This is a genomic window from Streptomyces sp. RG80, from assembly GCF_040446465.1.
Classification (GTDB): Bacteria; Actinomycetota; Actinomycetes; order Streptomycetales; family Streptomycetaceae; genus Streptomyces.
In genome coordinates, this window is record NZ_JBEAAJ010000001.1 from 936,601 (window position 1) to 954,621 (window position 18,021).

Sequence of the window (18,021 nt, forward strand, 5' to 3'; positions counted from 1 at the left end):
CCTCCTCGGCGAACGTGAGGTCAGATCAGGTCGGGTGTGGCGTACCGCTCGATCGCGGCCATCGGCACCGGGAGCCACTCGGGGCGGTGGCGGGCCTCGTAGACGACCTCGTAGATCGCCTTGTCCGTCTCGTACGCGCGCAGCAGCACCGGGTCGGTGCGCGGGTCGGCGCCGGAGATCTCGGCGTACCCGGCGCAGTACGCGGCCCGGCAGGCCCGGGCCCAGCCCGGTGCGGGCGGGTCGGCCGAGAGGGCGGCGTAGTCGAAGGAGCGGAGCATGCCCGCCACGTCCCGCGCCGGCGGCTGCGGCAGCCGTCGCTCGGACAGCGGTTTCGACGGCTCGCCCTCGAAGTCGATCAGCGACCACTGCCCGGTCGGCGAGCGCAGACACTGCCCGAGGTGCAGATCGCCGTGCACTCGCTGCGCCGTCCAGGTACGGCCCTCCGCGGCCAGGTCGGCGAGCGCGGTGAACGCCGAGTACAGGCCGGGGCCGTACGGGCGCAGCGAGGGCACCGCCTGCACGGCCGCCTCCAGGCGCTCGATCATGCCGTCGACCAGCAGCCGCAGCTGGGCCGCGCCCAGGGTCACCGAGGGCAGCGCCCGGGCCAGCGCGGTGTGCACCTCGGCGGTGGCCCGCCCGAGCGCCCGGGCCTCCGCGGCGAAGTCCTCCCCCTTGGCCAGCTCGCGCAGCGCCAGCTCCCAGCCGTCCGTCGCGCCCTGGACGAAGGGCTGGAGCACTCCGAGGACGTACGGCTCCCCGGGCCCGTCGTCGAGATCGGCGTGCAGCCACGCCGTGGGCGCCGGGACTCGCGGGCAGCCCTCGCGGGCCAGCGCCAGGGGCAGCTCCAGGTCGGGGTTGACGCCGGGGACGATCCGGCGGAGCAGTTTGAGGATGAACGTATCTCCGTAGACGATCGACGAGTTCGACTGCTCGGCGGTCATCACACGGGGCACCAGACCGGTGCGGATCTCCTGGCTCCGGTCCCGTTCGAAGCGCAGCCCGCCGATGCGGGCCTGGGTGCGCAGCGCCTCCAGGAGCACCTCGGCGGGCCGGGGGTCGTACAGGGCCTCGTACACCGTGCGTCCGGCGAGCGGGCCGTCCTCCACGTGGCCGATGAGCGCGGGCGCCAGATGGGGTGGCAGCGCCTCGCGCACGCCTATGAGGAGCTGGTAGCAGTCGCCCGCCGTCATGGGCTGCTGGACCCGCACCAGCAGGTGGTACAGGCCCAGCCTGCCGTCGACGGGGAGCAGTTCGGTGGCCGCGACCAGCGAGAACCCGGTGACCGGACGGCCCTTGCCCGCGAACCACCGTTGCCGTGGCAGCCACTCCCGCAGCAGTGGATCAAGAGACGCAAGGAGGGCGGGACTTGTCGTGGCAGTACGGGTGACGGCTTCCGACATGGCGTCGCGTCCTTTCCCCGGGTGGGCGGGGTGTTACTGATGCGTGCCCAGGGCGGGACGGGGGAAACCGTCCCGCCGGGCTCTTAGACGGCGTCCTTGCGGAGCCGGAACCAGTAGAAACCGTGCCCTGCCAGCGTCAGCAAGTACGGCAGGTCGCCGATGGCCGGGAACCGCACCCCGCCGAACAGCTCGACCGGATGCCGCCCGTTGAACGTGCTCAGGTCCAGCTCCGTCGGCTGTGCGAAGCGGGAGAAGTTGTGCACGCACAGGACGAGGTCGTCCTCGTACTCGCGCAGGAACGCGATGACGGCCGGGTTGGAGGACTGGAGCTCGGTGTAGGAGCCGAGGCCGAAGGCGGGGTTCTGTTTGCGGATCTCGATCATGCGGCGGGTCCAGTGCAGCAGCGAGGAGGGCGACGACATCGACGCCTCGACGTTGGTGACCTGGTAGCCGTAGACCGGGTCCATGATCGTGGGCAGGTAGAGGCGGCCGGGGTCGCAGGAGGAGAAGCCGGCGTTGCGGTCCGGGGTCCACTGCATGGGGGTGCGGACGGCGTCGCGGTCGCCGAGCCAGATGTTGTCGCCCATGCCGATCTCGTCGCCGTAGTAGAGGATCGGCGAGCCGGGCAGGGAGAGCAGCAGGGCGGTGAAGAGTTCGATCTGGTTGCGGTCGTTGTCGAGGAGGGTGGCCAGGCGCCGCCTGATGCCGATGTTGGCGCGCATGCGGGGGTCTTTGGCGTATTCGGCCCACATGTAGTCGCGTTCTTCGTCGGTGACCATCTCCAGGGTCAGCTCGTCGTGGTTGCGCAGGAAGATGCCCCACTGGCAGCTGGAGGGGATGGCCGGGGTCTTGGCGAGGATCTCGGAGACGGGATACCGCGACTCCCGTCGTACGGCCATGAAGATGCGGGGCATGACCGGGAAATGGAACGCCATGTGGCATTCGTCGCCGCCGGACTGGTAGTCGCCGAAGTAGTCGACGACGTCCTCGGGCCACTGGTTAGCCTCCGCCAGCAGCACCGTGTCCGGGTAGTGCGCGTCGATCTCCTTGCGGACCCGCTTGAGGAACTCGTGGGTCGCCGGGAGGTTCTCGCAGTTGGTGCCCTCCTGCTGGTAGAGGTACGGCACCGCGTCGAGCCGGAAGCCGTCGATGCCAAGGTCCAGCCAGAAGCGCAGGGCGGAGATGATCTCCTCCTGGACCGCCGGGTTCTCGTAGTTGAGGTCCGGCTGGTGGGAGAAGAAGCGGTGCCAGTAGTACTGCTTGCGGACCGGGTCGAAGGTCCAGTTGGACGCCTCGGTGTCGACGAAGATGATCCGCGCGTCCTGGTACTGCTTGTCGTCGTCGGCCCAGACGTAGTAGTCGCCGTAGGGCCCCTCGGGGTCCTTTCTCGACTCCTGGAACCACGGGTGCTGGTCGCTGGTGTGGTTCATGACGAAGTCGATGATGACGCGCATGCCGCGCTGGTGGGCGGCGTCGACGAACTCCACGAAGTCGGCGAGGTCGCCGAACTCGGGCAGGACGGCGGTGTAGTCGGAGACGTCGTAACCGCCGTCACGCAGGGGCGACTTGAAGAAGGGCGGCAGCCACAGGCAGTCGACGCCCAGCCATTGCAGGTAGTCGAGCTTGGCGGTGAGGCCCTTGAGGTCGCCGACACCGTCGCCGTTGCTGTCCTGGAAGGAGCGGACGAGTACCTCGTAGAAGACGGCACGCTTGAACCAGTCGGGATCCCGGTCCTTGGCGGGGGTGTCCTCGAAGGTGTCCTGGACGGGCTCGTTGACGATCATGTTGTGGGTGACCCTCCGGTCTGCGGGGTGGACGGTCGCAGGACGGTGAGGATGTGCGCGGGGCGAGTGCCCGGTTCGAGGCGCACATAGTTGTTCCTGCCCCAGTGATAGGTCTCGCCGGTGAGCTCGTCGCGCACCGGCACCGACTCGTGCCATTCCAGGCCGAGTTGCGGCATGTCCAACGAGACCGTGGCCTCCTGGGTGTGGTGAGGGTCGAGGTTGGCGACCACCAGAACCGTGTTCGAGCCGCTCCGCTTCGAGTACGCGATCACCGCTTCCTGGTCCGCGTGGTGGAAGTGGAGGTCACGCAGCTGACGCAGGGCGGGGCTGGCCCGCCTGATCCGGTTCAGCCGGGTGATGAGCGGGGTGATGCTGTCGGCGGTTTCCCAGTCCCGTGGGCGGAGTTGGTATTTCTCCGAGTTCAGGTATTCCTCGCTGCCGTCCCTGAGGGGGGTGTTCTCGCACAGTTCGTAGCCGCTGTAGATGCCCCAGGTGGGGGAGAGGGTGGCGGCCAGGACCGCGCGGACCTCGAAGGCGGGACGGCCGCCGTTCTGGAGGTAGGCGTGCAGGATGTCGGGGGTGTTGGCGAAGAAGTTGGGCCGCATGTAGGCGGCCGCCTCACCCGACAGTTCGGTCAGGTACTCGGTGAGTTCTTCCTTGGTGTTGCGCCAGGTGAAGTAGGTGTAGGACTGCTGGAAGCCGATCTGGGCCAGGGTGTGCATCATCGCCGGCCGGGTGAACGCCTCGGCCAGGAAGATCACATCCGGGTCGGTGGCGTTCACGTCCGCGATCACCCGCTGCCAGAAGACGACCGGCTTGGTGTGCGGGTTGTCCACCCGGAAGATCCGCACCCCGTGTCCCATCCAGAACCGCAGCACCCGGACCGTCTCGGCGATCAGCCCGTCCAGGTCGGCGTCGAAGGCGATGGGATAGATGTCCTGGTACTTCTTCGGCGGGTTCTCCGCATAGGCGATGGTGCCGTCCGGGCGGTGATGGAACCACTCCGGATGCTTGTGCACCCAGGGGTGGTCCGGGGAGCACTGCAACGCGAAGTCCAGCGCGATCTCCAGATCGTGCGCGCGGGCCCGGGAGACGAACCAGTCGAAGTCCTCGATCGTCCCCAGATCCGGATGCACCGCGTCATGGCCGCCCTCGGGCGAGCCGATCGCCCACGGCACCCCGGGATCGTCCGGACCGGCCGACAGGGTGTTGTTCGGACCCTTGCGAAACGTCGTCCCGATCGGATGGATCGGCGGCAGATACACCACGTCGAAGCCCATCGCCGCGATCGCCTCCAGCCGGCGCGCGGCCGTCCGGAACGTGCCGTGCGGACGCTCCGGCGTGCCCTCCGAACGGGGGAAGAACTCGTACCAGGCCCCCACCAGCGCCCGCTCCCGCTCCACCAGCAGCGGCAGCGCCTCCGAGACCGAGACCGGATCGCGCAGCGGATACCGGCCCAAAACCGCGTCCACCTCCGGCGTCAACGCCCCCGCCAACCGCACCGCGGCCGGGCGGGTGTCGTCCCGGAGGGCTTCCACGGCGGCGCGGAGCACCTTGCGCAGGCCCTCGCCCTTGGGGATGCCGGTAGCGGCCCGCTCGTAGAGGCGCGCGCCCTCCTCCAGGACGAGTTCGGTGTCCATGCCGGCCGGGATCTTGATCTGGGCGTGGTGACGCCAGGTGGTGATCGGGTCGCCCCAGGCCTCGACCTGGTAGGTCCACCGGCCGGGTTCGCCGGCGGTGACATCGGCGCCCCAGCGGTCGGTGCCGGGGGCCAGTTCACGCATCGGGGTCCAGGGGCCGGGGCGGCCCTCGGGGTCCTTCAGTACGACATTGGCGGCGACCGCGTCATGGCCTTCGCGGAACACCGTGGCCGAGACCTCGAAGGTCTCTCCGGTGACCGCCTTGGCGGGCCGGCGACCGCGCTGGACGACCGGGCGGACGTCGAGGACGGGTATGCGCCCGATGGTGTCGCCCGTGGAGGGTGGCTCCGGGGGCGGGGGTCCGGCGTCGGCCGGGCGCTGTCCGGGGGGTGACTCGGTGCCGGCCGTCGGGGGTGCTGACGAGTGGTGCGTGGCGGGCATGACCGCTCCTGTCCGCGTCAACGTGGGTGGGCGGATGGCTGTGGGGAGGTGGGTCCTGCGTGGTGTTCCCGTGCTGTGGCTGGGGGTTGTACCGGAGGAGCCTTCCCACCCTATTCGGGTGGGCAATCCGGCACTTTGTTAACTACTCACGCGTATGTCTACACACAAGACCGGCCCCGTTCGAGACGAACGGGGCCGATGCCTGAACTCCGTCACTACGAGGCCGGGACCTGGAGGAGTTTGTTCGGTGAGTTGGGTCCGCGGCCAGAGATTTTGCCGGAAGCCGCCTGCGCGGCGAGCGCCTTGGACACTTGTGCGGGTGTCGCCTTGGGATGGTCGGCCAGATAGAGCGCGGCCGTGCCCGCCGCGTGCGGCGACGCCATCGACGTACCCGAGTAGGTGGCCTTGGCGCTGTCGCCCTTGTTGGACGCCGAGGTGATCGCGACGCCCGGGGCGAACAGGTCCAGGGCCGTGCCGTAGTTGGAGAAGCCCGCGCGGGCGTCCGTCCGGTCGCTCGCGCCGACCGTGATCGCCTGCTTCACGTTCGCGGGCGAGTACAGCGAGGCCGGCAGCCCGTCGTTGCCCGCCGCGACCGTGTAGGTGACACCGGACTTGATCGAGTTCCGTACGGCGGCGTCGAGTTGGGCGTTGCGATAGCCGCCCAGGCTGACGTTGGCGACCGCGGGCTTCCTCGCGTGCGCGGTGACCCAGTCGATACCCGCGATGACCTGGGCCGTCGTCCCCGATCCGGCGTTGTCGAGGACCCGCACGGAGACCACCTTCGCCTGCTTGGCGACGCCGTACTTGGTGCCCGCGACGGTGGCGGCGACATGGGTGCCGTGGCCGTTGCCGTCGCTCGCGGTCCTGTCGTCGCCGACGAAGTCCCAGCCGTAGCTCGCCCGGCCGCCGAAGTCCTTGTGCGAGATGCGGATGCCGGTGTCGATCACGTAGACCGTGGCTCCGGCGCCCGCGGACTCCGGCCAGGTGTAGCTCTTGTCCAGCGGCAGGTTCGGCTGGTCGACGCGGTCCAGACCCCAGGACGGCGGGTTCTTCTGGGTGTGCTCCAGGGACACGCGGGTGTCCTGGACGACCGACGCCACACGGGGGTCGGCGGCGAGCAACCGGGCCTGTCTCTCGTCCGCCCTGATCGCGTAGCCGTTGAGAACCGTGCCGTAGGTATGGCTGATTTTCGCCCCGTATTTCTCGGCGAGGGTCTTTCCCGCCGATGACGGAGCCTTTGTGCCCCCCTTGAGAGTCACGAGGTAACTTCCGCCGACGGAACCGGGTTCCCCGGCGCCGAGTATCTTCCCCTCCGGTGCGGCGTGCGCGGGCAGGGTGATGGCCGAAAGCGCGGCGGCACAGGTCACCGCGGTCAAGCCCCCCGCCATGCGCAGACGCCGTGGTCGCGTCCGTGCCATGGTCTGCGTTCCCCTCCTCGACTCGGCGTACGGCGGTCGTGGTTCACCGGGAGTCGACCGGTGTGACCGGTACGCCACCTGAAGCCTCTCGTGGGGTGTGAAGTCACCACAAGGACGCCTACAGGTGCGGAATCGGCCATATCGGCAATGGGAAGTGAGTGAAGGTTGCGGCGATTTCCGGACGGTCTGGTCCGGTTCGGCGCCATGGTTACGGCGCTCCCGCACCGATACCGTCGACTCAGACGACGAGACGCACACCGCCGTGTGTCTTCCAGCGAACGCGCTGAGGTGGCAAGTGAAGGCTATCCGTCGATTCACCGTCCGACCCGTCCTGCCCGAACCCCTCCGTCCGCTCAGCGACCTGGCGCGCAATCTGCGCTGGTCCTGGCACGCGGAGACCCGTGACCTGTTCCAGTCGGTGGACCCGGAGTGCTGGGCCGCTTCGGGCTGCGACCCCGTACGGCTGCTGGGCGACGTACCGCCCCGGCGGCTCGCGGAGCTGGCCGAGGACCGCCGCTTCCTGCGCCGTCTCACGGCAGCCGCCGACGATCTGCACGACTATGTCTCCGGCGAGCGCTGGTACCAGGCGCAGTCCGGCGAACTCCCCGCCGCCGTCGCCTACTTCTCGCCCGAGTTCGGCATCACGGCCGCCCTGCCGCAGTACTCCGGCGGCCTCGGAATCCTCGCGGGCGACCATCTGAAGGCGGCCAGCGACCTGGGCGTCCCGCTCATCGGCGTGGGCCTGCTGTACCGGCACGGCTACTTCCGCCAGTCCCTCTCCAGGGACGGCTGGCAGCAGGAGCACTACCCCGTCCTCGACCCCAACGAGCTGCCGGTGGCCCTGCTCAGGGAGGCCGACGGCACCCTGGCGCAGGTCTCCCTCGCCCTGCCCGGCGGCAAGCAGCTGCACGCCCGGATCTGGCTGGCCCAGGTCGGCCGCGTGCCCCTGCTGATGCTCGACTCGGACGTCGAGGAGAACGACCTCGGCGAACGCGGCGTCACCGACCGGCTCTACGGCGGCGGCAGCGAGCACCGGCTGCTCCAGGAGATGCTGCTCGGCATCGGCGGGGTCCGCGCGGTACGCACGTACTGCCGCCTCACCGGCCACCCCGCCCCCGAGGTCTTCCACACCAACGAGGGCCACGCGGGCTTCCTCGGCCTGGAGCGGATCGCCGAACTCTGCGACGCGGGGCTCGACTTCGACTCCGGTCTGGAGTCGGTCCGCGCCGGCACGGTCTTCACCACCCACACCCCGGTACCGGCCGGCATCGACCGCTTCGACCGCGAACTGGTCGCCCGCCACTTCGGCTCCGATGCCGAGCTCCCGCGCATCGACGTCGAACGCATCCTGCGCCTGGGCATGGAGACCTATCCCGGAGGCGAGCCCAACCTCTTCAACATGGCCGTGATGGGCCTGCGGCTGGGGCAGCGCGCCAACGGGGTCTCTCTGCTGCACGGGCACGTCAGCCGGGAGATGTTCTCCGGACTCTGGCCGGGATTCGACCCCGACGAGGTCCCGATCACCTCCGTGACCAACGGCGTGCACGCCCCGACCTGGGTCGCCCCGGAGGTCTTCCGGCTCGGCGCCCGCCAGATCGGCGCCCAGCGCACCGAGGACGCGCTCACCGTCGGCGGCTCGGACCGCTGGGACGCGGTGGGGGAGATCCCCGACCAGGACATCTGGGAGCTGCGGCGGGTACTGCGAGAACAACTGGTGACGGAGGTACGGGAGCGGCTGCGGGTGTCCTGGCGGCAACGGGGCGCGGGTACGGCCGAGTTGGGGTGGATCGACGGCGTACTGGACCCGGACGTGCTGACGATCGGATTCGCGCGGCGCGTCCCGTCGTACAAGCGGCTGACGCTCATGCTCCGCGACCGGGACCGGCTGATGGATCTGCTGCTGCATCCCGAGCGGCCGATCCAGATCGTGGTCGCGGGCAAGGCGCATCCGGCGGACGACGGCGGGAAGCGGCTGGTGCAGGAGCTGGTGCGGTTCGCGGACGATCCGCGGGTGCGGCACCGGATCGTGTTCCTGCCCGACTACGGCATGGCGATGGCGCAGAAGCTCTACCCCGGCTGTGACATCTGGCTGAACAACCCGCTGCGGCCACTGGAGGCGTGCGGGACGTCCGGGATGAAGGCGGCGCTCAACGGCTGCCTCAACCTGTCGGTCCTGGACGGCTGGTGGGACGAGTGGTTCCAGCCCGACTTCGGCTGGGCCATCCCGACGGCGGACGGCACCGGGACGGATCCGGACCATCGCGACGACGTGGAGGCGGCGGCCCTGTACGACCTGCTGGAACAGCGGGTCACGCCCCGTTTCTACGAGCGCGGCCAGGGCGGTCTGCCCGACCGCTGGATCGAGATGGTCCGCCAGACCCTGACCCTGCTCGGCCCGAAGGTGCTGGCCGGTCGCATGGTCCGCGACTACGTGGAGCGCCTCTACACCCCGGCCGCGCACGCCCACCGCGCGATGACCCCGGACCTGGCGCGCGAACTCGCCGCCTGGAAGGCCCGGGTGCGCGCCGCGTGGTCGACGGTCACCGTGGACCACGTAGAGACGTCGGTCGCGACGACCACGGCGGAACTCGGCTCGACGCTCGGGCTGCGGGTCCGGGTGGGGCTCGGTGAGCTGAGTCCCGAGGACGTCGAGGTGCAGGCGGTGTCCGGGCGGGTCGACGAGGAGGACCGGATCGCGGACGCGCTGACGGTCCCGCTCAAGCCCGTCGGCGGACCGGATCCTGAAGGGCGATGGGTCTACGAGGGACCGCTCTCCCTGGACCGGACAGGACCCTTCGGCTACACGGTGCGGATCCTTCCGGCGCATCGGCTGCTGGCCTCGGGCGCGGAGCTGGGGCTGGTGGCGGTGCCGTCCGAGGATGTGGTGGAGGCGGCGGGGGTGCTGATGCGGTGAGGTGCGGGACTGGGCCGGCCGATGGTCCGGCTCAGTCCTCCTCCCCGCCGCACAGCTTCCGCAGCACCACCCCGCACCGGCGCGCGTAGGCGTGCTGGAGGCCGCGGGTCGCGGGCCCGCCCGCCCGGGCGTACCACTTCGCCCCGCGGCTGAACGCGGAGATGGTGAGCCAGACCGTGCCGTCTCCGGTGCGGTCGACCACGAAGGACTCCTCGCCGCATTCGGGATGGCCGGAAAGCGTTCCGTAGGCCCAGCCGGCGCGGCGGTGTTCCTCGACCGTCCAGACCACGCGGCAGGGTGCCTTGATCACGCCGGCCAGGGTGACGGTGACGTCGACGTCGGGGGCGGCGCGGTCCGCCGTGGCGTCGATGCCCACGCCCATCGCGCGGTGCATCTCCCAGGTCAGGACCGCCTCGGAGGCGCGGCGGAAGACCTGCTCGCCCTCGCCGATGCGGGTGCGGACGTGCAGGGGGTGGAAGCCGGGAGGGCAGAAACCGTTCTGCCGGGTCGCGCCTACGTCGTCGTACGTGAAGGACATGGGAGTCAAGGGTAGGGCGGCGCCCGGGAATGCCTTCGTCCCGGGTGCCGCCCTGGCGAGCCCCCTCGGGCTAGCTCACGTTGACCGCGGACCAGGCCGCGGCGACCGCCTTGTACTCGGTGCTGGTCGAGCCGTACAGGGCGGAGGCCGCCGAGAGCGTGCCCGTGCGTGCCGCCTTGTAGTTGGTCGTCGACGTGAAGTACGTCGTCAGCGCCTTGTACCAGATCTGCAGCGCCTTGGCGCGGCCGATGCCGGTGACCGTGGAGCCGTTGGACGTCGGCGAGTTGTAGCTCACGCCGTTGATCGTCTTCGCGCCGCTGCCCTCCGAGAGGAGGTAGAAGAAGTGGTTCGCGACGCCGGACGAGTAGTGGACGTCCAGGTTGCCGACGGAGGAGGACCAGGAGTCCGCCGAGCCGCCGTCCTTGCTGGGCTTGTCCATGTAGCGCAGCGGGGAGCCGTCGCCGTTGATGTCGATCTCCTCGCCGATGAGGTAGTCACCGACGTCGTTGGAGTTGGCCGCGTAGAACTCCACACCCGTGCCGAAGATGTCGGAGGTCGCCTCGTTGAGCCCGCCGGACTCGCCGCTGTAGTTCAGACCGGCCGTGTTCGAGGTGACGCCGTGGCTCATCTCGTGGCCGGCCACGTCCAGCGAGGTCAGCGGGTGCGTGTTGGACTCGCCGTCGCCGTACGTCATGCAGAAGCAGCTGTCGTCCCAGAACGCGTTGACGTACGCGTTGCCGTAGTGGACCCGGGAGTAGGCCGCGACACCGTTGTTCTTGATGCCGCTGCGGCCGAAGGTGGACTTGTAGAAGTCCCAGGTGGTCGCCGCGCCGTAGGCGGCGTCGACGGCCGCGGTCTGGTCGGTGGTGGAGCTGGAGGCGGCTCCGGTGCCCCACGTGTTGTCGGCGTCCGTGAAGAGCGTGCCCGCGGAGGAGCTGGTGCCGTGGGCCTTGTTGTACGTCTTGTGGCTGCCGCGCGTGCCGTCGGTCAGCTGGTACGTGGAGCCCGACAGGGTGGTCGTCAGGCTGACCGTGCCCGAGTACAGGCTCTTGCCGGTGCCGGTCGCGTTCTCGATGCCCTGGTACTCGAAGAGCTTCTTGCCGGTCGCGGCGTCCGTGATGACGTGCAGCTGGTTCGGGGTGCCGTCGTCCTGGAAGCCGCCGACGATCGTCTCGTAGGCGAGGACGGGGGTGCCCGAGCCGGCCCAGACGACCTTGCGCGCGCCGTCGGCGGCGGTCTTCTCCGAGCCCGCGGCCTTGGCGGCGGTCAGCGCCTGCTTCTCGGCCTTGGCGACGGTGAGCTTCGGGGTCAGGGAGGCGACCTTGATGCTCTTGGTCGTCGCCCGGGAGACGCCCTTGGCCGCGCCGGACTTCGACTCGTGGACGACCAGGTCGCCGCCGAGGACCGGCAGACCGGCGTAGGTGCGCTCGTAACGGGTGTGGACGGTGCCGTCGGCGTCCTTCACGACGTCCTTGACGACCAGCTTCTCCTTGGCGCCGAGGCCTATCTCCTGTGCGGTCTCGGAGGCACCGGCCTGCTGCTGCTTGATGAGCGTGGTGCGCGCGGCCGGAGACAGCTGGAGGGGGGCGGCGGCGAGGGTGGCCTTGCCCGTGGCTTCCGCCGGGCTCTGCGCGGCGGCGGTGCCGGTGGTCAGACCGGTGGCGAGGAGGGCTCCGGCGGCGACAGCGGTGGCGATGGCCAGAGTGGTGCGCTTGTGACGCGCGTAGACGGGGGTCACACAAGCTCCTTGGTGGGGGAGTCCGGGTCCGGTCGTGGGGCAACCGGGCCGGGGTGGTTGTGAAGTTGTGCGGCGGGTGTGAGGAAGAGTGACATCTGCGCCGCGTACATGTCATGACCCCGACGTGATGTTGGCCGAAAGCCAACGGGTGCGTGAACATTGCGGCCGTGTAAAGCGAGTTGACCTCGGCAAAGGCCCAACAATCGGGCGGCAAGGAGCTGGCAAAAAGAGGGCGCCGCCCCGGGGAGTCGAACCACCGGGGCGGCGCCCTGTCCTGGGAAGCCGGTAGGCCGTGCGGCCTACGGGAAGGTGAGCTTCCAGCTGTTGATGTAGCCGGTGTCGATGGCCGCGTTGTCCTGGACCCTCAACTGCCAGGTCCCGTTGGCGACTTCGGAGGACGCGTTCACCGTGTAGGTGGTGTTGAGGTTGTCCGTGCTGCCACCGGTGCCGTACGCCTTCAGCGTGTACGCCGTGCCGTCGGGCGCGACGAGCTGCACCTGGAGGTCACCTATGTAGGTGTGCACGATGTCGACCGCCACCGCGAGGTTCGACGGCGCGTTGCCGGTACGGCCCGTGACGGCGATCGAGGACGTCACCGCGGCGCCGTTGTCCGGAATCGATACGTCGGTCGCGTTCTCGAAGGAGGTGCCGCCACCGCCGCCGCCACCGGAGCGCGCGCCGACCGCGACGCCCGCCCAGGCGTCCTGCACGGCCTTGTACTCGGCGCTCGTGGTGCCGTACAGCTCACCGGTCGCCGCGAGGGTGCCGGTGCGGGCCGCCGCGTAGTTGGTCGTGGACGTGAACTTCGTGGTCAGCGCCCGGAACCAGATCTTCTCCGCCTTGTCCCGGCCGATGCCAGTGACCGGGAGGTTGTCCGCGGTCGGCGAGTTGTAGCTGACACCGTTGATGGTCTTGGTGCCGCTGCCCTCGCTCAGCAGGTAGAAGAAGTGGTTGGCGGGGCCCGACGAGTAGTGCACGTCGATGGACCCGATCCCCGAGTACCAGCTGTCCTTGGACGAGCCGTCCTTGCTCGGCTTGTCCATGTAACGCAGCGGCGTGCCGTCGCCGTTGATGTTGATCTCCTCGCCGATGAGGTAGTCACCGACGTCGGAGGAGTTGTTGGCGTAGAACTCGACGGTCGAGCCGAAGATGTCCGAGGTCGCCTCGTTCAGACCGCCCGACTCACCGCTGTAGTTGAGTCCGGCCGTGTTGGAGGTGAGCCCGTGCGTCATCTCGTGCGCGGCCACGTCGATCGACGTCAGCGGGTTGGTGTTGCCCGAGCCGTCGCCGTACGTCATGCAGAAGCAGCTGTCGGACCAGAACGCGTTGACGTAGTTGTTGCCGTAGTGGACGCGGGAGTACGCCCCGACGCCGTCACCGCGGATGCCGCTGCGCCCGTGCACGTTCTTGTAGTAGTCCCACGTCAGCGCGGCACCGTAGTGCGCGTCCGCGGCGGCCGACTCCAGGTTGGAGGCGCTGCCGTTGCCCCAGATGTCGTCGGCGCCGGAGAACAGCGTGCCGGTGCCGGAGGTGCCGCGGTTGAGGTTGTACGTCTTGTGGCCGCCGCGCGCGCCGTCGGTGAGGTTGTACGTCGAACCCGACTGCGTGGTGCCGAGGGTGACCGTGCCCGAGTACACCGTGTTGCCGGTGCCGGTCTCGATGGCCTCCCACTCGTACAGCTTCTGACCCGTGGTGGCGTCGGTGACGACGTGCAGCTCCTGCGGGGTGCCGTCGTGCTGGAAGCCGCCCACGACCGTCTCGTAGGCCAGCGTCGGCTTGCCGTCGGCGGCCCAGATCACCTTGCGCGGGGCGCGGTTGACGTCGGGGCTCTTGGCGTCCTCGGCCTTCGCCGCGCTGAGCGCCTGCGTCTTGGCCTTGGCGGCGGACACGGCGGCCGTGGTGGTGGCCGGCTTGATGGCGGCGCGGGTCGCCTTCACGACGGCCTCGGTCGCGTCGGCCTTCGTGGACTCCACGACGAGGTCGCCGCCGAGGACGGGCAGACCGTCGTAGGTGCGCTCGTAGCGGGTGTGGACCGTGCCGTTGCCGTCCTTGAGGACGTCACGGACGACCAGCTTCTCCTTGGCGCCGAGGCCCAGCTCCTTGGCGGTGTCCGCCTTGGCGGCGTTGGCCGTACGGAGCAGCTCGGCGCGCTGGGCCGGGGTGAGCTTGACCGACTCCGCGCCCGGAATGACCTTGCCCGCGGCCGACGGTGCCTTCTCCGGGGCTGCGGACGCGGCGCCCGACTGGACGGCCGCGGCGATCAGTGCGGACACGCCGACCAGCGCTACGGCGGCGGCCTTGCGGTGCATGGTGTGGGAGGTGCGTCTGTGGGAGGAACTCTCTCTCAACACTGACTCCTGCGTCTGCGGGCCGCGGGTCGCGCGGCCGGGGGAGACCGGACGGCACGTGTGGCCGGCCGGGCAGAACGGGCATTGCGCGTGCGGGAGTTCGGCCGCGGCACAGCACTGTGCGGGTGCTGTGGGGTTGCTGTGGCGGGGCCGTGGGAAGAGTGGCAGGAGTTTGCGGTTTCTGTCAGGACCGCGTCAGGAAGTTGGCTGGAAATCGTCCGTTGCCCGGATGGTCATGTTCGGTATACGGGCAATTTGCCTGAAAGTCAGGACCGTTGGCGCGGTGCCCCCGGGTCAGGACGGCCGGTCCCCGTGCCACGAGTGCCACAGCGCCGCGTACGCGCCGTCCGCCGCCACCAGCTCCTCGTGCGAGCCGAGTTCGGACAGCAGCCCGTCCTCCATCACCGCCACCCGGTCCGCGTCGTGCGCGGTGTGCAGCCGGTGCGCGATCGCGATGACGGTACGGCCTTCCAGTACGGCGGCCAGGGCGCGCTCGGTGTGCCGGGCGGTGGCCGGATCGAGCAACGCCGTCGCCTCGTCGAGGATCAGGGTGTGCGGGTCGGCCAGGACCACCCGGGCCAGGGCGAGTTGCTGTGCCTGGGAACCGTCGGTGGGGCAACCCCCTTCGCCCAGCGCGGTGTCGAGGCCCTCGGTCAGCTCCCGTACCCAGGCATCGGCGCCGACGGCCTCCAGCGCGGCCCACAACCGCGCGTCCCCGGCGGACGGTTCGGCGATCAGGAGGTTGGCCCGGACCGAGCCCAGGAAGACATGGTGCTCCTGGGTGACCAGCACGACCTGGCGGCGCAGCTGCTCGGGACCCAGCTCCACGACGGGCACCCCGCCGACCGTCACGCTGCCCTCGGTGGGCGCGTCGACGCCCGCCAGCAGTCGGCTCAGGGTGGTCTTGCCGGCACCGGACGGCCCGACCACGGCCAGTCGCTCCCCGGGCCGCACGGTCAGGTCGACGCCGTGCAGCACGTCACCGCCCCGCCCGTAGGAGTAGCGCACGCCGGTCACGTCGATACGGTCGCCGACCGGCGCCGGGGAGTCCTCGCGGGGGTTCCGCGGGGCCCGCGCCAGCCCCTCCACCCGGGCGAACGAGGCACCGCTGCTCTGGAGTTGCTCGATCCGGACCAGGATCTCGTCCAGCGGCCCCTCGAACTGCCTGAGATACAGCCCGGCCGCCACGACCGCGCCGAGACTCACCGTGCCGTGCGCGTGCAGGACGCCGCCGATCAGCAGCACACCCGCCACCGGGAAGAGATACGACACCTCCACCACCGGGAAGAACACCGAGCGCAGAAAGAGCGTGTGAAACCGCCGGCGCCGGGACTCCTCCAGCGCCTCGCGGCTCGCCGCGACCCGCAGCTCCCGCAGCCCGAACGCCTCCACCGTGCGGGCGCCCGCCGCCGTCGCCGCGAGGATCTCGGCGACGTCCGAGGTCGCCGCGCCCTCGGCGAGATAGGCGGCCCGGGCCCGCCGCAGATACCAGCGCAGCACGAACCAGATCGGGGTCAGGCCGAACACGCCGATCAGACCGAGCAGCGGATCGATGAGAAAGACCGCGCCGAGCAGGAACAACGCCTGCACGATGTTGATCAGCAGCTCGGGCCCGGCGTCACGCAGGGTGGTGCCGACGGTGGCCACGTCGGCCGTCCCCCGGGCCGTCAGATCGCCGGTCCCGGCCCGTTCCACCACCGACGCCGGCAGGGACAGGGCGCGGTCGACGAACTCCTCGCGGATCCGGGCGAGGGTGCGTTCGCCGAAGCGGTGTCCCGCGTAGCGGGCCCAGCGGGCCAGCAGCAGCTGGGTCCCCGCGCAGGCGAGGATGCCGAGCGCCGCGCGGTCCACCGCGCCCACACCGGCGCCCGCCTGGACCTGGTCGATGATCCGGCCGAGCAGCCAGGGGCCGGCGAGGCCCGCGGCCGCCGCGGCGGCGTTCAGGGCGAGGACGCCGAGGAAGGCGCGGCCGTCGGCACGGACCAGCCGTACGGAGGCCTTCCGTACGTCGGAGGGCTCCGCGATCGGCAGTCGGCCGCCGGTCATCCCACGACCTCCTCGGTGTCCCGGGCGACGAGGGCGCGGTAGCCGGGGTCGTCGGCGAGGAGCCGTCGGTGGGTGCCGGTGGCCGCGACCTTGCCGTCCACCAGGTAGACGACGGTGTCCATGCGGTCGAGCATCAGCGGGGAGGTGGTGGTGATCACGGTCGTACGGCCTTTGCGGGCTGCGCTGAGTCGTTCGGCCACCCTTGCCTCGGTGTGTGCGTCCAGGGCGGAGGTGGGTTCCACGGCGAGCAGTACCTCCGGGTCGGCGTGCAGGGCTCTTGCCAGGCGGACGCGTTGGCGTTGGCCGCCGGAGAGGTTGCGGGCCTGGGCGTCGATGGGGGAGTCGAGGCCGTCGGGGAGGGCTTGGACTATGTCTTCGGCCGCGGATGTGTGGAGCGCGTTGGAGAGTGCGTCGGCGGGTGCGGGTTCGTCGTGGCTGGTCGCGCAGTTCCCCGCGCCCCTGAGGGGCGCTGCCCTGCCGCCCACCATTTCGTACAGGGTGTTTGCGAACAGGTCCGCCTCGTGCTCAGCCACCAGGATGCGGGACCTCACCTGGGGCAGCGGGATGTCGCTCAACGGCACGCCTCCCCACAGCACGCCCGACCGTTCGTAGCGGCCCAGGCGGTCCACCACCGTCGTCGCGTCCGTGGGGCGGGCGCTCACCAGGGCCGTCAGGCGGCCCGGCAGGACTCGTACGCCCGACTCGGGGTCGTGGAGGACCGATGGTTCGGACGGGGCCTCGCGTGTGCCGTCCTCCGGTTCCGGTTCCAGCCTCAGCAGCGCTACGACTCTCCGCGCGGCCACCGCGCCCCGGCCGAGCTGGTAGCCCCAGTCGACGAAGTACGACACCGGGCGCACCAGGACCGCGACATAGCCGTACACCGAGACCAGCTCGCCCACGGTGAGGGTGCCCTGGGCCGCCATCCGGGCCGCCATCCAGGTGACCACCGCGAGGTACAGCGTCGGCAGGCCCAGGCCGAGGGCCTGCATCCAGCTGGTGACCGAGCCGACCCGGTAGCCCTGGCGGCGCAGCCGGGCCGAGTCGTGGCGGAAGGCGTCGGCGACCAGGCCCTTGCCGCCGAGCCCGTTGAGGACGCGCAGACCGCACGCGAGGTCGCCGATGCGGGCGGTGAGGATGCCCTGGCGTTCCCGGTACTCCGTCTCGGTGCCCTGGAGCCGGCGCATCAGGGGGCCGACGAGCAGGGCGATCAGCGGCATCCCGAGCAGCACCACCACGGTGAGCCGGACGGAGACGGTCAGCAGCAGTCCGCTGACCGTGAGATAGGCGACGACCGCGCCGACGCCGGGGCCGACCACGGTCAGCGCGGAGCTGATCTGGTTGACGTCCCCCACGCCGATCGTCACGATCTCCCCGGTCCCGATCTGCCGAGGCAGCGCGGCCCCGAGCCGGACCGCGTGTCCGACGACGACCTTGACCGTGCGGAAGTTGGCGTCCATCCGCACCCGCGTCATCGTGCGGTGCCGCATGATGCTCAGCCAGGCGTTGACCGCCCCGACCACGATCAGCAGCCCGGTCCACAGGGCGAGGGCGCCCATGTCGTCCTTCTGGAGGCCCTCGTCCACGGCGCGGGCCATCAGGAACGGCGTCGCGGCGAGCAGCACCATCCACACGCTGGCCAGCAGCGCCCCGGCGGCCGAACGCCCCGCCTGGCACCGCACGAGCCACCACAGATACCGCCAGCCGCCCCGCCGGTCGGGCGTGCCGGGATCCTCGTACGCGTCGATCACCTGTCG

The 18,021-nt window shown here is 70.4% G+C and carries 10 protein-coding genes; 1 reads left to right on the forward strand and 9 read right to left on the reverse strand.

What is annotated here, in order from left to right; translation table 11 throughout:
* Positions 1-20: 20 nt before the first annotated feature.
* The 4 genes from ABKA17_RS04360 to ABKA17_RS04375 form a co-directional block, all read right to left on the reverse strand.
* Positions 21-1,400: a maltokinase N-terminal cap-like domain-containing protein gene (locus tag ABKA17_RS04360; protein ID WP_353690465.1), complete on the reverse strand. Its 1,380-nt coding sequence runs from the start codon at positions 1,398-1,400 to the stop codon at positions 21-23.
* Positions 1,401-1,483: 83 nt separating this feature from the next.
* Positions 1,484-3,184, reverse strand: coding sequence for a maltose alpha-D-glucosyltransferase (gene treS, locus ABKA17_RS04365; protein ID WP_353690466.1), 1,701 nt, complete (start codon positions 3,182-3,184; stop codon positions 1,484-1,486).
* Complete coding sequence (locus ABKA17_RS04370; protein ID WP_353690467.1) at positions 3,181-5,265, reverse strand: alpha-1,4-glucan--maltose-1-phosphate maltosyltransferase; 2,085 nt, start codon at positions 5,263-5,265, stop codon at positions 3,181-3,183. Before ABKA17_RS04370 ends, treS begins: the two co-directional genes overlap by 4 nt.
* Positions 5,266-5,480: 215 nt before the next feature.
* Entirely contained in the window at positions 5,481-6,683 is a 1,203-nt protein-coding gene (locus ABKA17_RS04375) for a S8 family peptidase (RefSeq protein ID WP_353690468.1), read from the reverse strand.
* Positions 6,684-6,978: 295 nt separating this feature from the next.
* Between ABKA17_RS04375 and ABKA17_RS04380 the strand changes: the two genes are divergently transcribed.
* Entirely contained in the window at positions 6,979-9,597 is a 2,619-nt protein-coding gene (locus tag ABKA17_RS04380; protein WP_353690469.1) for a glycosyltransferase family 1 protein, read from the forward strand.
* 31 nt (positions 9,598-9,628) lie between these two features.
* On the opposite strand, the gene ABKA17_RS04385 is transcribed toward ABKA17_RS04380, so the two are convergent.
* The 5 genes from ABKA17_RS04385 to ABKA17_RS04405 all read right to left on the reverse strand — a co-directional run bounded on the left by ABKA17_RS04385 (position 9,629) and on the right by ABKA17_RS04405 (position 18,015).
* Positions 9,629-10,135, reverse strand: a complete 507-nt coding sequence (locus ABKA17_RS04385) for a DUF1990 domain-containing protein (RefSeq protein ID WP_353690470.1) — start codon at positions 10,133-10,135, stop codon at positions 9,629-9,631.
* Positions 10,136-10,205: 70 nt separating this feature from the next.
* Positions 10,206-11,873, reverse strand: a complete 1,668-nt coding sequence (locus ABKA17_RS04390) for a M4 family metallopeptidase (protein ID WP_353690471.1) — start codon at positions 11,871-11,873, stop codon at positions 10,206-10,208.
* Positions 11,874-12,172: 299 nt separating this feature from the next.
* Entirely contained in the window at positions 12,173-14,182 is a 2,010-nt protein-coding gene (locus tag ABKA17_RS04395) for a M4 family metallopeptidase (protein WP_502994145.1), read from the reverse strand.
* A 333-nt stretch (positions 14,183-14,515) separates the two neighbouring features.
* Positions 14,516-16,267, reverse strand: a complete 1,752-nt coding sequence (locus ABKA17_RS04400) for an ABC transporter ATP-binding protein (protein ID WP_353690473.1) — start codon at positions 16,265-16,267, stop codon at positions 14,516-14,518.
* Positions 16,264-18,015 (reverse strand): ABC transporter ATP-binding protein, encoded by a 1,752-nt coding sequence (locus ABKA17_RS04405; protein WP_353690474.1) that lies wholly within the window; start codon positions 18,013-18,015, stop codon positions 16,264-16,266. Before ABKA17_RS04405 ends, ABKA17_RS04400 begins: the two co-directional genes overlap by 4 nt.
* Positions 18,016-18,021 lie beyond the last annotated feature (6 nt).

Bases quoted from the DNA above. Each gene is read 5' to 3' on its own strand.
- ABKA17_RS04400 (WP_353690473.1), bottom strand. From the start codon at position 16,267: ATGACCGGCGGCCGACTGCCGATCGCGGAGCCCTCCGACGTACGGAAG.
- ABKA17_RS04385 (WP_353690470.1), bottom strand. From the start codon at position 10,135: ATGTCCTTCACGTACGACGACGTAGGCGCGACCCGGCAGAACGGTTTC.
- ABKA17_RS04395 (WP_502994145.1), bottom strand. From the start codon at position 14,182: ATGCACCGCAAGGCCGCCGCCGTAGCGCTGGTCGGCGTGTCCGCACTG.
- ABKA17_RS04375 (WP_353690468.1), bottom strand. From the start codon at position 6,683: ATGGCACGGACGCGACCACGGCGTCTGCGCATGGCGGGGGGCTTGACC.
- treS (WP_353690466.1), bottom strand. From the start codon at position 3,184: ATGATCGTCAACGAGCCCGTCCAGGACACCTTCGAGGACACCCCCGCC.
- ABKA17_RS04370 (WP_353690467.1), bottom strand. From the start codon at position 5,265: ATGCCCGCCACGCACCACTCGTCAGCACCCCCGACGGCCGGCACCGAG.
- ABKA17_RS04360 (WP_353690465.1), bottom strand. From the start codon at position 1,400: ATGTCGGAAGCCGTCACCCGTACTGCCACGACAAGTCCCGCCCTCCTT.